Origin of the sequence: Brevundimonas sp. SL130, assembly GCF_026625805.1 — a bacterium.
Taxonomy (GTDB): Bacteria; Pseudomonadota; Alphaproteobacteria; order Caulobacterales; family Caulobacteraceae; genus Brevundimonas.
Map to the genome: position 1 here is coordinate 1,038,239 of NZ_CP113064.1, position 14,426 is coordinate 1,052,664.

Here is a 14,426-nt window from a genome sequence, read left to right on the forward strand (position 1 = left end):
TCAGTACCCGACTTCTGCGTGGCGCACCGCCGGGTGATCTCGCAGGATTTGGCTGACCTTATCCACAGTTCCCGCCGGCAGGCCGCGCTGGACCAACATGAAGTCGAGGCATTCCAACAGGCTTTTGAGCTTGTTGCTGGGCGCTACTGGGAGATTGTGCCGACGAAGGCGGGCAGGCTGCTTCTGAAGAGTGCGGTTGAACAGGCGATCATGGTGCGCGCAGACATTTCGAAGATCGACCAGACACTCCAGCCAGTTGGTGAAGACATCATGGGAGGGAAGGCCGAACGCTGCGGCGATGGTCGCCCTCATCGGATTGGCCAGCAGCTTGTAAAACCGCACGCTCGCTCCGAACGTCAGGAACTCCTTGATGGTCCAGAATGGCGGTAGAACGGGGTCGCCATATGTCTGCATGTAGTGACGCGCCCGGGCGTCTTTTGACTTTGCATAAACGGTCGCGAGTTGACTCATCGCCTCTCGACGGGCCGAGGCGTTGTGGAAGGCGTCGACTTGCTTGTGAGGATGGCTCCCATGGATGCTGGTTAGCGCCTCTGACATACTGTTGCGGAACGCTACCTCGAATATCCCGCAAGCGTCGAAACAGGCTGAACGCAGCTGACGATCACACTCATACAGCTGCAGAATGTCGGCGTAGCTCGTATGGGGTCGGAACGGCTTGCCGGGCAGATGGGCCTGCCGGCGGGCGATGAAATAAATCCGCAGCCGCTCGTAGCCGATCAGGTCGATTTCGACGGCCGCGACTTGGGGATTGGCCACAATCAGCCCGCGCTCGCTCAGATGGCGAACCCAGTCCGCAGGCGCCGCATGGGGCTTTCTGTAGGGAGGAAGCGCCATTTAAACGAAAAGGACCGCCCTTTTGCACTCTTCCCGAAGGAAGACGTGTGGCGGCCCGTGACTCGCTGAACATAGCGCGATCTTGCCAATTTTCAAGTTCGTTCGATCATCGACGGTTTCGATCCAGCTGCCACGTAGGACAGCCTGGAAAGCGAAAAGGATGTTAGCCGGATCGTACCGCTTAGGAGACAGGATGCTCATATCTTTATCGGCCCAAACATGCCCGTGTGGATGATGGCGTTCCAGATCGTCTTGATCGATTGGCCCGTTTCCTGGCTTACAAACAGCGAGGATCGCGCCCCGTGCGGCCGACCGAGGAAATAGGGCCGCATTGTTTCCCAAGTCTCTGCAACTTGACTCCATCGCCAGCACGGTACCTCCTTTTCAAGGATGAGAGGCATGGCCAGCGCCAGAGGTACGGTGTGATCGTCGTTCAGGGCGTGGTCCCAATCGCATTTCACGAGAATTGGGGTGGCCTGTGGGTTGTAGAACTGCACGTCTAGACGCTCGGCCGTGATGCGAGCGTGAGGATAGCGGGGTAGAGCATTAACCGAGTCTATGACTTGCTGACCGTCCCCATATGGGCAGGTGACGAAGCCGTGGGCAAAGTATCGCGTGTGATCCAGGCCCGCGTAGCCGCATTGCTTGCTGGGAGTGGTCGCCGGGTGGCGGTCATCGTGTTTGGCGACCAAGGGGTGCCAACTGGGGTAGGCGTCAACCACGGGTCCGAGTTCGTCAATGATGTTCTGTAGCGCCTCGCGGCTGTGGGCGCGGACCTGAGGCGTTGCGTCCCGTGCTCGGGGGACCAGATAGGCCTCGACTTCTTCCTGTCCGCTCTTTGCCAGTTCGCCTGCTCTAAACGCCATGTCGCCCTCCTTGAACGGCCGCTATCTCCTCGTTATTCGCAATCTGCGCATAAATCAATATTTTCGTGCGCGAAACATCTTTTGTGAGTTCTGGCGTGCGTTTGCGGAGAAGAGAGAAAGAGGAGCGAATGCCTTCAGGGCTGCGTTCCCAGGGCGCTTTCGCCGGAATTGTTCTGCGATGTCTCAGGCTTTTGAGCGAAGACTGCGAACGTAAGGGCCGTTGCGGAGGTGGCGCAGGGCTTGAGAAAACGAGGCGCGCCACCGCCCCCTTCGCCGCCGCCCGTCAGTCAATCGCGAACTTCGGCGGCGCCAGCCTCAATCGGGTGTCGCTGACCAGCTCTTCGCCGAAGAACTTGACCAGCAGGGTCGAACCTCCGGCTGCGGCACGAACACGCCCGCCAACACGCCCGCCAACGCGCCGGCCAGGCGGTGGCCGAGGGCGATGACGCTCTCATCTGGGCCGGCTTACTCGCAAAAGAAAAGGCCGTCGCCCGGGGGCGACGGCCAGTTTTGGGGGGAGAGAATTCTACAGCTTATAGGCGAAGCTCAAAGCCAGGACGCGACCGTTCTTGTAGAAGGCGGTCGGGGCGTCTTTGGTGCCGCTGTAGGAATAGTAGGTCTCGTCCAGCAAATTCTGAGCGTTCAAGTTCAGAGAGACGCGGTCAGTCACGTCATAGGAGGCCGAGAAGTCCAGTTGGCTGTAGCCGTCTGTGCTGTCTTTAGAGTTCAGGCGGCCGATTCCCGTGAAATAGGAAGAGCGGTAATTGTAGCTCAATCGCGCCTCGAACGGTCCGTTCTCGTAATAGGGAATTACGTTGACCGTATATTTCGACAGGAACGGCATGTTGTATTCCTGGACCTCCGCCTCTGAATAGGAGACGTTTGTCTGGATGCCGAAGCCCCAACGCAGGTTGCTCTGATAGGATATGAGCAGTCCGGTTACCTTGGCGTCCTGAGCATTGATAGGTGCTGTTACGCTATAGGTTTCTTCACTCCCAGTATTGGGGTTGTAGAGTTGCATATCGGTCGTCTTTGAGACGATATAGGAGCTGATGTCGCGGTGGAAGATCTCCGCCGAGACGAGGGCGCCGGGTGCGAAATACCACTCTGCCGAAACGCCGAGGTTCAGGGCCTCGTAGGGGTCCAGATCCGGGTTGCCTCCACTGGCGGTGTGTTGAGTGTCATCCCGGCTGAAGGCGCCGGCGAGTTGGCCGTAGCGAGGACGCGCGATGACCGAGGCCGCCGCGCCCCGCAAGAAGAGATCCGGCGTGATCGCATAGGCGATGTTGAAGGCCGGCAGGAACTTGTCGTAGCTCTTGGAGGTCTGGGTCTGGTTGTAGGTGTCGCCGCCGTCTTCGGTGACCCAGTAGGTGGAATCATCCTGGGTGCTGACGAAACGCCCGCCGATGTTGCCGCGCAGATCGCCCTGTTCGAAGTTGCCCTGGACATAGGCGGCGGCGACGCTTTCATCGACCTTGAAGCTCGAGCCGTAGTCGATGCTGTAGAAGGAATATTTCGCCTCCGCGAGCAGCCGCATGACTTCCTGCTTGGTAAGGGTCGTGAACTGGGTGGCGTTGCCGCTGACCCCCAAGCCGTCAAACAGGCCCGACGGGGTTTGCACCGTCTCGATGTCAGCCAGCGAGAAGGGCGTGTCGGAATAGACCGAGGTGCCGGCCGAAGATTCTTCATTGGTGTGGTCGGAGTATTTCAGGCCGAACAGGATGTCTGTGAACGGGCCCCACTCCACTTCCCGCTTGAAGTCGAGCTGAGCATAGGTTTCGTCGTCCGAGGTCACGCCGGTGTAGACGCCGCCCAGCTGATAGCCTGTGAAGGTCTGCCCGTTTCGCGTAACCGTCCCGTTCGCTCGGCTGGTGAAGGTGCCTGGATCGCTGGGGTCGGACGTATAGTTGACCGCGGTGTTCTTGCCATCGAAGGCATAGGTGAAGCCCGCGCTGGATACTGCCGAGAACAGATATTCCGGATCCTTGCCGCCGGTCGCCTTGGTGTAGCCCGCGTCAGCATGGATGGTCCACAAGCCGGGCGTCCAGTTGGCGGCCAGGTTCAGACTGTCGTTCTGGATGGTCGTGACGCGGTAGTTGGTGTCGAGCTGCGCGGTGTCGCCGTTGGCCTTGGCTCCGAACGCGCCACTCGTCATCAAGCCGTTCTCAACCGTCGCGGCCTGAAGTGTGGAGGGCGTCCAAACTGCGACGGAGTATTCGGACTGGCTGAAGTTGTTGTACTTGCCTTCGATGTGCAGGCCGGTCAGCAGGAATTCCAGCTCGTCCGATGGCTTGTACTGGATGGCGCCGGACAAGCCGACCCGTTCGCGGGTCTGCTCGAAATAGGCGAAGTTGATACAGCAGGGCAGACGTGAAGCCTGCAGTTCAGCAAGGCTGGCGTTGGTCGGGGCTGCGCCGTTGATGGTGGGGCCGCCGGTGACATTGCCCGCCGCGTCGTAGGTGAAGGCGCTGTCGAAGCTGCTGCCGCTGCTGTAGCCGAAATACTCGACCCCGGCGCGGGTCAGATTCTGCTTGTCGTAGGTGGCGCCGAGCAGAAGGCCGAACTTGCCTGATTCGTTCTTCCAACTGTAGAGGCCCGAAGCGCGAGCATTGGCCTTGTCAGAGCGGTCATTATACGAGCCGCCCAGGGAGCCGGAGAAGGTGTTGGACGCCAGATCCAGCGGCCGGCGCGTGTGAATGATGACGGTGCCGCCGAGGCTGCCTTCGTCGATGCGTGCTTCCGGTGTTTTGAAGACCTCCGCCCGAGCCACGATTTCGGGAGCGAGCAGGGAATAGTTGAAGCTGCGGCTGGAACGATCAGACGGGTTGCCGCCCCAATCGGCCGAGGCGATCGCATGGCCATCGACAAAGACGCGATTCAAAGCGGGATCTGTGCCGTGAATGGCGACCCGCTCGCCCTCGCCGAACTGGTGATCGACGGATACGCCCGGCACGTGGGCCAAGGCCTCCGCCACGTTCCGGTCGGGAAACTTCCCGACGCCGTCGGCGGTGATCACATCAATGATGGCGTTGGCGTCTCTCTTCACCTCGATCGATTTCTTCAGGCTCTCGCGGATGCCTGTGACGATCACCTCATCGACGCTGGAGGTTTCATCGGCCTGTTGGGCAAACGCCATGGTCGAAATGGACGCGCCGGCCAAGGCGGTGGTGAGCAGTATGTAGGTCTTAAGCCTCATGATCCGAAATCTCCCCTATGGGCCCTGCGGCCCGCCCTCGTTCGACCACCAAGTTGATGGCCACCCAGACCTTCAATTCGTGCAGTACCAATCTAGACCATTGAAGTACCTTCGGCGGACTTGACCTTAGGACTGGTATTTAAACTTCGTCAATTCACATCTCGAATTCGTGACAATTTCGGATGACGCCGGTCGGTGAGTCCGTCGTTGGAGTGCGGCCAAGCCGTCCCCCGCCGCGATCCAGGGCGCGTGGGCAGAAAGTTTTATCTATACAAGAGCTAGTCAGCAGACGGAGGGCTCGCTCAGTCACGGGCCAATGGCGTCATCTCGCCGTAGGAAGGCGCCCCAAGTTGTGGGCTTATGTTGGTTTATATTGGTATTTAATATGGGGCGTCGCCGTCGAGGGAGCCGGCTACGAGAAGGCCAGGGGCGTCGATCCGGATCGCCGACCGGAAGTCGTCGCCCAGGTCCACGCCGGGAATGGTCCCGGTCGCCGGCTCGGCCTCGTACCGGGCGTGGACGAGCCGCATCAGGGCGGGCAGGTTCGGAACGGCCGTGCGGGCGACGGGGTCTTCACCCAGCAGGCTTTCCGACCGACGGAAGCGGGCTTCGTCGAACGGCGCATCTGCGTCGGTGAACAGCAGCGCTTTCCGGCGAATGACAGGCTAGGCTCTCGTCATGTGGCGGCTGCTTCTCATCGTGATTCTCCTGACCGCCTTTCCGACGGGTTTGCGGGCGCAGGATTGGCAGGCCTGTCGCGGCGAACGGGGCGCGGCGGCGCCGGTTCTTCGGGACTGTCGGGCGGTGGAGGGCGTTCTGGACCCCCAGGGGCGGGCGCTGTGGCTTCGCTCTGTCGTGCGCCGACCAGACGGCGCTGGTCCGGCCGCCCTGTATGTCGTCGGCACGGCCTCTTCCGAAGTCTGGATCAATGGTCAGCGGCTGGGCGCCAACGGACGACCCGGCGCCTCGGCCGCGACCGAAACGCCCGGCCGCTACGAAGCGGCCTTCCCGGTTCCCGAACATCTCTGGCGGCCCGGCGACAATCCGGTCGTGATCCACATGTCGTCGTTTCATGGCGCTGTGCGGTTGGACGGCCCCATCGCGGGGATCGTGGCCGCCCCCTATCCGTGGCCGTCGCGCGCGGTCCCCCTGGCGGTGGTCTTCACGCTTGCGGGCGCGCTGTTCGCCGCCGCCTTCGGTTTCGCCGTCATCCACGGCCTGCGCCGTACCGGGTCAAGCCTGGCGCTGGCGACCCTGGCGGGCGTCGCGGGGCTGCAAGCGATCCTGGAGAGCCTGCGGGCGCTCGCGCCCTATGCCTATCCCGTGCACGGCTGGCGTCTGGTCGGCATCTGGCTTTTGACCGCCGCCTTCGCCGTGCTGCTTGTCGCCTATGTCGTGGAGCGCTTCTGGCCCCAGGCGCGCCGCGGGCTGATGGCGTTGGCCGTGGTCGCCGTGGTCGCGACCGTCTTCGCGCCCGGCTTCGATCTGAAAAGCCAGCTGGCCCTGATGGTCGGCCTGTCGCTCGCCGTCACGGCGGCCGGCGTCGGCGTGTATCGTCGTCGTGGGGGCGCCCGTCTGACCCTGGCCTATCTCGGCCTCTTCATGGCGACCGGCCTGGCTTTCCCCGCCTGGCTGGTCGATCTCTCCTATTTCCTGTTCGCCGCCGGCCTCCTTCTTCCGCTTCTGATGGCCGAGGTCGTGCGGCTGGGGCGGGATGACCAACAGCGAGAGATCGCGCTCACCCGCGCCGCCGCGCGCCCCAATTGTCTGACCGTGGCCTCGTCACGGGGCGTCCAGCGGATCCCGCTCAAGGACATCGTCTCCATCGTGGGCGCCGACGACTATGTGGAACTGCGACTGACCGATGGGCGCAAACTGCTGCACGCGGCCCGTCTGGACCGATTGGAAGCCGAGCTGCCGGCGGGCTTTCTTCGGGTCCACCGCTCGGTGATCGCCAATCTTACTCATGTTTGCGGCTTCGAGCGCGACGCTTCGCGCGGCCGACTGCTGATGGACGAAGGCGAGCCCTTGCCCATCAGTCGCAACCGCCTTTCGACCGTTCGCGACGCACTGGACGATCGGCATCTCAAGACATGAACTGAGCCCGACCTGCCGACGGGCCGCCATATCGCTCTCGCGTCAGCCTCACCCTTGTGGCGCGTATCCATACGCCCGGAGTCTGACGGCGCGCACCCTGCGGAAAGACCGGGCGTATGGATCCCAGGGACAGGTGTTCAGTCCGGGGAGATAGCGGACACCTGTTCGGAGACAGGGCGGACGCTTTTTGGGTTGGGTCAAGTCGAGGTTTGCGACCTGGTGGCCTGCGAGCGGGTGGCATGCGGCCTCGACGCCGTCTTCAACGCGCCCTTGGCGATCAGATAGGCGCAGCCTGCCGCGAGTACGATCGTCGCGACGACGCTCGCCTCCGGGCCGAACGCCCCGCCGGTCAACCACCATGGCGCGTCAGGGGCCGGAGCCAGGTTCGCGACGAGCGGCGTCACGGCCACCGTCTGACCGCTGACCTCCAGTCCGAAACCCATGCCAAGCAAGGCGTTCCACCCAGTGTGGGCCGCGCACACGCCCCACAAGGATTCTTCCCTGATCGCGTAGAGGCTGAGCGCGACCGCGAACAGAAACAGATTGAACAGCCCGAGCGCGAGCTCACCCGACGGATCGATATTGCTGGCATGGAGCAGGGCGAAGAAGCCGGAGTTGATCAGGACGGCGGCGACCAGTCCATGTCGGGAGGCGATCAAGGGCATCAGCCAGCCGCGCAGCATTACTTCTTCGGTCGCGCCCTGGATCATATAGCCGCCGAACAGGACGAGCAGCGGCGCCAGCAGGGCCGGCGTGGGCGAGACCCAGGATCCGCTTCCGCCGGCCGTGTAGCCGCCGGCGGCGAAGATGACGCCGACGACGGCGCCGAGCGCCAGTCCTCCGACAAGCAGGCCTCGCAGATAGGGACCGGCGATCCTGGCCTTGAAGCCGAGGCCAGCCGGTGATCGGCGCTCGAACAGGGACGTCCAGGCCAGAATGAGAAGGAGGGTGACCCCTCCGCCCGCCAGGAAGATGGCGAACGGCTCCCACTGCGTATCGAGATCCGCCTTGTGATAGCCCATGGGCTTCAGGACGCCGAAGATTGTCGTCAGCTGTCCGATCAGAAAGAAGACGACGATCAGGACGACCGCCGCAACGGTCCAGGTTCGCCGACCTTTGACGGCGCGCGGCGCGAAAATTTCATGTCTACTCATAAGCCCCCTCCGGCGGTCTCACGACCCCGCGCTTTCCGGTCGATGCGCGCAGATCGTCTTTGAATGCGGGGGAGAGGCGTTTAAGCGACGATTCAGATGCACCAGGTCGGATTAATTATATGTAATGTAAGGAGCTTTCCCTCTGGGTGTGGCCGCGAAATTTGCAGGGTGGAGTGTGTGCTCTGCGGATACGCTGGGTTTGCTGGCGTTGGGGACAAGCCCTGGTGCGACGCGGGAAAAGGGAAGGCGAAGGCCCACGACCAGTCGGATGTTCGCCGAATTCATCCCCAACGCCCCCCGCATTAGCGGTCCTGTCATCATCGTGCTAAGAGCCCCGCCCTTTATACGGGCGGCGATGTCGCCAGAGCATTTCAGTCTTCAGGAGAAGCACACATGAGCAGGGTGCTGGTCATTGGCGCCGGTGGCGTCAGTTCGGTCGCCGTCCACAAGATGGCGATGAATGCGGACATCTTCTCGCACATCACTCTGGCGAGCCGCACCAAGTCCAAGTGCGACGCCATCGCCGAATCCGTCAAGTCGCGCTTTGGCGTGACCATCGACACGGCGGCGATCGACGCCGACGACGTGGCGGCGACCACGGCCCTGATCCAGGCGGTCAAGCCCGCCCTGGTCGTCAACCTGGCCCTGCCGTATCAGGATCTGGCCATCATGGACGCCTGCCTGGCCGCCGGGGTCAACTATCTCGACACGGCCAACTACGAGCCGCGCGACGAGGCCAAGTTCGAATACAAGTGGCAGTGGGCCTATCAGGACCGCTTCAAGGCCGCCGGTCTGATGGCCCTGCTGGGCTCGGGCTTCGACCCCGGCGTGACCTCGGTCTTCGCCACCTACACCAAGAAGCATCTGCTGGATTCGATCGAGACGCTCGACATCCTGGACTGCAACGGCGGCGACACCGGCCTGCCGTTCGCGACCAACTTCAATCCTGAGATCAATCTGCGCGAAGTGACCGCCCCGTCGCGTCACTGGGCCGATGGCCAGTGGATCGAGGGCCCGGCCCTGTCGCACAAGCAGGCCTTCGATTTCGAGGGCGTGGGGCCCAAGAACATGTACCTCATGTATCATGAGGAACTGGAGTCGCTGGCCAAATTCTATCCGGAAATCAAGCGCATCCGCTTCTGGATGACCTTCGGCGACTCCTATCTGAAGCATCTGGAAGTGCTCGAGAATATCGGCATGACCTCGATTGAGCCGATGATGTTCCAGGGCCGCGAGATCATCCCGATCGAGTTCCTGAAGGCTCTGCTGCCGGAACCCTCGTCGCTGGGCCCGATCACCAAGGGCAAGACCAATATCGGCACCATCGCCACCGGCCAGAAGGACGGCGCGGCCAAGACGGTCTACGTCAAGAACATCTGCGACCACCAGGACGCCTATGCCGAGACCGGCAACCAGGCCGTCAGCTACACCACCGGCGTCCCCGCCATGATCGGCGCGGCCCTGATGCTGACCGGCCAGTGGAAGGGCGAGGGGGTGTTCAACATGGAGCAGCTGGATCCCGATCCCTTCATGGACATGCTGAACCAGCACGGCCTGCCGTGGACGGTCGAGGAACTGTCCGCTCCGCTGGACTTCTGAGGATACGCCCATGGTCATGCAGACCCAGGCCGGCGGACCGGGCGCCTTCGCCCGGTTCGATCTGAACCGCGTCCCGTCGCCCGCCTTTGTGGTCGATGAGGTCGCGGTGCGTCGCAACCTGGCGGTCCTTCAGGACGTCGGGGCGCGGGGAAACGCCCGGGTTCTGCTGGCCCTGAAGGCCTTCTCGATGTGGTCGCTGGCCGATGTCGTCGGGGAATACCTCGACGGCGTCTGTGCCTCGGGCCTGTGGGAGGCGCGGCTGGCGCGGGAGTTTTACCACGGGCACCTGACCACCTATTCCCCGGCCTACAAGCCCGCCGACCTGCCCGAGATCCTGCGGCTGTCGGATACGGTCATCTTCAACGCCCCGGACCAGATCGCCCGGTTCGCCGACCTGATCGCCGCCGCCCGCGCCGAGGGTGAGACGTTCGATATCGGCCTGCGCCTGAACCCCGAGCATTCGGAGGGCGAGGTCGCCAAATACGACCCCTGCCAACTGGGCTCGCGCCTGGGATTCCCGGTGTCGCAACTGACGCCGGAACACTTGAACGGCGTCGACGGCCTGCACATCCACGCTCTGTGCGAACAGGGGTTCGAGCCGCTGGAGCGGATCTGGGCCGCGGTGGAGCCCAAGCTGGCGCCCCTGTTGCCGGACTTGAAGTGGATCAACCTGGGTGGAGGCCACCACGTCACCCGCGCCGACTATCGGATCGACGCCCTGGTCGGCTTCCTGAAGGATTTGGGCGAGCGCTACGGGCTTCAGGTCTATATCGAGCCGGGCGAGGCCATTGCGCTGGACGCCGGCATATTGGTGGGCGAGGTGCTGGACACCTTCCACAACGGCCTGGCCATCGCTATCACCGACATATCGGCGACCTGCCACATGCCCGATGTGATCGAGGCGCCCTATCGCCCGGCTATGTTGAACGAGGCCGAGAACGGCGTGACCTATCGGCTGGGCGGGCCCTCCTGCCTGGCCGGCGACATCATCGGCGACTATGGCTTCGCCACTGCGCCGACGCCGGGAACCCGCATCGCCTTCCTGGACCAGGCCCATTATTCGATGGTGAAGACCAACACCTTCAACGGGGTGCCGCTGCCGGCCATCGCCCTGTGGAACAGCGACACCGACGCGCTGAAACTGGTGCGCGAATTCGACTATTCCGAGTTCCGCGACCGCCTGTCCTGACGGACCTGGGGGGTTAAACCCCCAGAATCCAGCCTTCTTCCTGCTCCACCTGGGCGATCAGCTCGGGCGTGGCGTCCTTGGGCGGGCCGAAGGCCTTGGCCAGGTCGCCGGCCTCGTCCATCTGGGCCAGGGCCTCGGCGGTGGAGCGGACCTGGGCCTGATCCTTGAACTCGCCCTCATTGGGCTTGGCGTCGAACATGGACGGCCAGACCTCGACCACCAGGGCCGACAGCGGCTCGACGTCGTCGGGCGTCAGTTCGCGCCAGCCGGTGCCGAACGGCCAGACGGCGCCCGAAGATCCCAGGCTTTCCAACAGCCTGCGCACAGCCGGGATGCCCACCAGGGTCTGGCCGCCGACGGCGCCGGCCCCGTGCATCTGCCACACGCTCTTGGGCTGCAGCCTGCCCTTGCGCGCCGCATTCTCGGTCGCCCGGAACTCAGGAATGTCGGCGCCGGCGCCCACCGGCGGCTTGGTCGTGGTCAGCCAGCGCTGCGCCTGTTTCGCCGGGGCGCCCCACAGCGGCCAGGCCTCGTCCGTCATCAGCCGGTTCATCTTGGCCGCCACCTGATAGCGGTTGTTCGTATTATCGGCCTTGTCCACGACATTGGACGCGATGAACTTCCACATGGAATTCCAAGGGGTTCCGTCCAACTTCAGCCGCGCGGCCGTGCCGACCGGATAGCCGAAATTGAAGTCCAGCCCGACCAGAACCCGGTCGCCGCGCTTCCGGTGATCCGCCAGGATCGAGGCCAGCAGGGCCTCGCCCTCCGCCCGCGTCGCGACATTGTGCGTCTCGGTATAGAGGCGGAACCGCACGTCGCGCTTGGCCACCCCGATCCACAGCGAGGTGTCGCCGAGTTTCTTGGTTTCGGCGGCGGTCCAGTCGGCGACGACATAGGCGTCGAATAGGCGGGCCAAGGCGGCCTCCCGTAAAAAGGCGTGTCGTTAGGAATGAGCGGGGGTTCTAGACCTCTCGCTGCTCAATCGGAAGGGGCGATGGGTGTCCGTCAGCCCTTCAGCAGGGCTTCCAGGTGCGACAGCCAGCGCCGGCCCAGCCGCAGCGCCTCGCCGGGAGAGCCGGTCTCGCCTGCAAAGCTGGCGTCCCACAGGGCCAGCTCGAACTCGGGATGGCGGGCGTCCGCGAACATCAGCCGCAGCACCACCTGTTCGGCGTCGGGCGCCAGTACGTCCAGCGCCTTGCGCGCCTCGCCGCGCCGGATGCGGGCGACCACATGGCCATCGACGATGATCTCGCCGCCCTCGACCTCCTCGAAGGCGTAGGCCAGGCCGTGGGCGCCGTTGGCCCACAGCACCACCACCTGTTCGATGTCGAAGTTCAGGGCGCAGGCCCGGCCCTCGCGCGGTGAAACCGCCTCGACCTCAGGCGGGACGCCCAGGGCCTTCAGCAGGGCGCGGCGGATGCGACGCGGCGGCTCCATCCACCACGCCAGGGTCAGAGCCAGGGTCGTCAGCAGGGCCGCCGCCAAGGCGATCAGCAGGACCACCCGCAGGACGTCGGCCATGGGCGTCAGGCCTCCGCGTCGGCCGACAGGTCGATATCGACCACCACCGGCACATGGTCGCTGGGCTTGTCCATGTCGCGCGCGTCGCGATGGGTCTCGATGCCCCGGAACCGATCCGCCGCCTGGGGCGACAGCAGGGCGAAGTCGATGCGGATGCCGTGGTCCCTCTGCCAGGCGCCGGCCTGATAGTCCCAGAAGCTGTAGGTTCCGGCCGGCTCTCCGCCGACCTCGTGCGCATCGGCCAGGCCCAGGTTCTTAAGAGCGCGAAACGCCTGTCTGCTCTGGGGCCGGAACAGGGCGTCGTCGGTCCAGGCCGCCGGGTTCTTGGCGTCCTCAGCCTCAGGGATCACGTTATAGTCGCCGCACAGGGCCATCGGCTCTTCGAAGGCGAGCAGGTCGCGGGCGTGGCGGTTCAGCCGCTCGAACCAGGCCAGCTTGTAGTCGAATTTCTCGGTCCCGATCGGATTGCCGTTGGGCAGATAGATGGACGCCACCCGGATCGGCCGGGGCGCCTCGACCACCGCCTCCAGATAGCGGGCCTGTTCGTCGGTCTCGTCGCCGGGCAGGCCGCGCCGAATGTCCGACAGCGGGTATTTCGACAGCATAGCCACGCCGTTGTAGCTCTTCTGACCGTGGGTCTCGACATTGTAGCCCAGGCTCTCGAAGGCCTCGCGCGGGAATTTTTCGTCCACGCATTTGATTTCCTGGAAACAGGCGACGTCGGGGGCGGCCTGCTCCAGCCAGGCCAGCACGGTGGGCAGGCGGGCGTTGACCGAGTTCACGTTCCAGGTGGCGATGCGCATTGCGCGACGGTAGGGCGCGTCACGGTTTCGGAAAAGAGGCCGCGCAAAACAAAAGGGCCGCCGGATCGCTCCGACGGCCCTTTGTCTTGTCTGCGGTGGTCGCTTACGGGCGGCCGCCGGCCGGCGCCGGAGCGGCGGCCGGGACCGTGGTCAGCTTGCAGCCGCCGCCGATCTGCTGGGCGGTGGCGCAGGGATAGACCTGCTGCACGACATTTTCGGTGTTCACACGGGCGATGATCCCGTCGCCGGCCGCGCACTTGGCTTCATAGAAGACGCCGTTGGCGTTGCGGCCCATCAGGCGAGCCTCGGTCACGTCGCAGGACGCAGCGTCCGAGCCGGCGAAATAGGATTTCACCTGGCCGGCGTTTTCGGCCGAGGTGGTGAAGGCGCAGGTTCCGTTTTCAGCCAGCACCTGGATGCAGGGGGTCTTGGTCCAGTCGTTGTTCAGTTGCTTGATCCAGAAGCCGGCGCCGTCGGAGCAGCCGGCTTCGTACATGACGCCGCCGTCGCTGGACTTGCCCAGAACCTTGACCTCATCGACCGTGCAGGCGACGCCGGCCTGGACGGCGTATTCGCGCAGGAATTTCTGCGTGTCGGTGTTGGCGACGATGGAGCATTGCGGACCGGGATCGGCGGCTGGATCGCGGGCGCGCAGGGTGGCCGCCGAATAGGACAGAAGGACGCAGTTGGAGGCTTCGGGCGGGGTCTTGGACTCGATCATAAAGCCCGGTCCGGCGGCGCAGGCGACTTCATAGACCGAGGTCTTTTCGGCCGTCGTGCCCAGCAGTTTGGCTTCCGTCACCTGGCAACCGGTGTTGGCGAGCGTGGCCTGTTCCTGGGCGGCGGCCTGGATCTGCTCGGCCGTGGGGGCGGCGGGCGCGCGTTCGCGGCGTTGACGAGAGGCCGAGGCGCGCGAGGAGCCTTCAACGGTGGCGGGCTGGTTATCGGCGCCGCGCTGCTCTTGCGCGAAGGCGGGAGCGACCGATATGGCGCTGAACAGGAGCGCCGCGAGGGCGGCGGCGATGCGGGCTTTCATGGAACACCTTCGGTTGGGGACGGCTGAAGGCTTCGTGGCGATCTAATCGGGCGGGGTCAAGGCGACTGTGGACGTCTTGGGCAAGACCTGACTAAGGTTGTTCGTTT

At 64.0% G+C, this 14,426-nt stretch carries 12 protein-coding genes; 3 read left to right on the forward strand and 9 right to left on the reverse strand.

Features of this window, described 5'->3' with window-relative positions:
- The 4 genes from OU998_RS05205 to OU998_RS05220 form a co-directional block, all read right to left on the reverse strand.
- Nucleotides 1-855: an Abi family protein gene (locus OU998_RS05205; RefSeq protein WP_267515771.1), complete on the reverse strand. Its 855-nt coding sequence runs from the start codon at nt 853-855 to the stop codon at nt 1-3.
- Between the two features lie 197 nt (nt 856-1,052).
- A complete protein-coding gene (locus OU998_RS05210) occupies nt 1,053-1,721 on the reverse strand; it encodes a hypothetical protein (RefSeq protein WP_267515772.1) in 669 nt (222 codons plus the stop codon).
- 526 nt (nt 1,722-2,247) lie between these two features.
- The gene (locus OU998_RS05215; protein ID WP_267515773.1) at nt 2,248-4,917 is read right to left on the reverse strand and encodes a TonB-dependent receptor; all 2,670 of its coding nucleotides are present in this window, start codon (nt 4,915-4,917) and stop codon (nt 2,248-2,250) included.
- A 380-nt stretch (nt 4,918-5,297) separates the two neighbouring features.
- Entirely contained in the window at nt 5,298-5,447 is a 150-nt protein-coding gene (locus OU998_RS05220; RefSeq protein ID WP_267515774.1) for a hypothetical protein, read from the reverse strand.
- A 148-nt stretch (nt 5,448-5,595) separates the two neighbouring features.
- On the opposite strand from OU998_RS05220, the gene OU998_RS05225 reads away from it, so the two are divergent.
- Nucleotides 5,596-7,014 (forward strand): LytR/AlgR family response regulator transcription factor, encoded by a 1,419-nt coding sequence (locus tag OU998_RS05225; RefSeq protein WP_267515775.1) that lies wholly within the window; start codon nt 5,596-5,598, stop codon nt 7,012-7,014.
- A gap of 197 nt (nt 7,015-7,211) precedes the next feature.
- Here OU998_RS05225 and OU998_RS05230 read toward each other — a convergent pair whose 3' ends face one another.
- Nucleotides 7,212-8,168, reverse strand: a complete 957-nt coding sequence (locus OU998_RS05230) for a CPBP family intramembrane glutamic endopeptidase (RefSeq protein WP_267515776.1) — start codon at nt 8,166-8,168, stop codon at nt 7,212-7,214.
- Nucleotides 8,169-8,561: 393 nt separating this feature from the next.
- Between OU998_RS05230 and OU998_RS05235 the strand changes: the two genes are divergently transcribed.
- Nucleotides 8,562-9,767: a saccharopine dehydrogenase family protein gene (locus OU998_RS05235; protein WP_267515777.1), complete on the forward strand. Its 1,206-nt coding sequence runs from the start codon at nt 8,562-8,564 to the stop codon at nt 9,765-9,767.
- A gap of 10 nt (nt 9,768-9,777) precedes the next feature.
- Nucleotides 9,778-10,956 carry a carboxynorspermidine decarboxylase gene (locus OU998_RS05240; RefSeq protein WP_267515778.1) on the forward strand — a complete coding sequence of 393 codons (1,179 nt, stop codon included), beginning with the start codon at nt 9,778-9,780 and terminating at the stop codon, nt 10,954-10,956.
- 13 nt (nt 10,957-10,969) lie between these two features.
- Here OU998_RS05240 and OU998_RS05245 read toward each other — a convergent pair whose 3' ends face one another.
- The 4 genes from OU998_RS05245 to OU998_RS05260 all read right to left on the reverse strand — a co-directional run bounded on the left by OU998_RS05245 (nt 10,970) and on the right by OU998_RS05260 (nt 14,319).
- Entirely contained in the window at nt 10,970-11,875 is a 906-nt protein-coding gene (locus OU998_RS05245; RefSeq protein WP_267515779.1) for a cobalamin biosynthesis protein CbiG, read from the reverse strand.
- Nucleotides 11,876-11,964: 89 nt separating this feature from the next.
- Complete coding sequence (locus OU998_RS05250; RefSeq protein ID WP_267515780.1) at nt 11,965-12,480, reverse strand: hypothetical protein; 516 nt, start codon at nt 12,478-12,480, stop codon at nt 11,965-11,967.
- A 5-nt stretch (nt 12,481-12,485) separates the two neighbouring features.
- Nucleotides 12,486-13,283 (reverse strand): exodeoxyribonuclease III, encoded by a 798-nt coding sequence (gene xth, locus OU998_RS05255; RefSeq protein WP_267515781.1) that lies wholly within the window; start codon nt 13,281-13,283, stop codon nt 12,486-12,488.
- 103 nt (nt 13,284-13,386) lie between these two features.
- Nucleotides 13,387-14,319 (reverse strand): hypothetical protein, encoded by a 933-nt coding sequence (locus OU998_RS05260; RefSeq protein ID WP_267515782.1) that lies wholly within the window; start codon nt 14,317-14,319, stop codon nt 13,387-13,389.
- Nucleotides 14,320-14,426: the final 107 nt, after the last annotated feature.

Coding starts and splice junctions, on each gene's coding strand:
- OU998_RS05205 (WP_267515771.1), bottom strand. CDS start 855: ATGGCGCTTCCTCCCTACAGAAAGCCCCATGCGGCGCCTGCGGACTGG.
- OU998_RS05210 (WP_267515772.1), bottom strand. CDS start 1,721: ATGGCGTTTAGAGCAGGCGAACTGGCAAAGAGCGGACAGGAAGAAGTC.
- OU998_RS05215 (WP_267515773.1), bottom strand. CDS start 4,917: ATGAGGCTTAAGACCTACATACTGCTCACCACCGCCTTGGCCGGCGCG.
- OU998_RS05220 (WP_267515774.1), bottom strand. CDS start 5,447: ATGCGGCTCGTCCACGCCCGGTACGAGGCCGAGCCGGCGACCGGGACC.
- OU998_RS05225 (WP_267515775.1), top strand. CDS start 5,596: ATGTGGCGGCTGCTTCTCATCGTGATTCTCCTGACCGCCTTTCCGACG.
- OU998_RS05230 (WP_267515776.1), bottom strand. CDS start 8,168: ATGAGTAGACATGAAATTTTCGCGCCGCGCGCCGTCAAAGGTCGGCGA.
- OU998_RS05235 (WP_267515777.1), top strand. CDS start 8,562: ATGAGCAGGGTGCTGGTCATTGGCGCCGGTGGCGTCAGTTCGGTCGCC.
- OU998_RS05240 (WP_267515778.1), top strand. CDS start 9,778: ATGGTCATGCAGACCCAGGCCGGCGGACCGGGCGCCTTCGCCCGGTTC.
- OU998_RS05250 (WP_267515780.1), bottom strand. CDS start 12,480: ATGGCCGACGTCCTGCGGGTGGTCCTGCTGATCGCCTTGGCGGCGGCC.
- xth (WP_267515781.1), bottom strand. CDS start 13,283: ATGCGCATCGCCACCTGGAACGTGAACTCGGTCAACGCCCGCCTGCCC.
- OU998_RS05260 (WP_267515782.1), bottom strand. CDS start 14,319: ATGAAAGCCCGCATCGCCGCCGCCCTCGCGGCGCTCCTGTTCAGCGCC.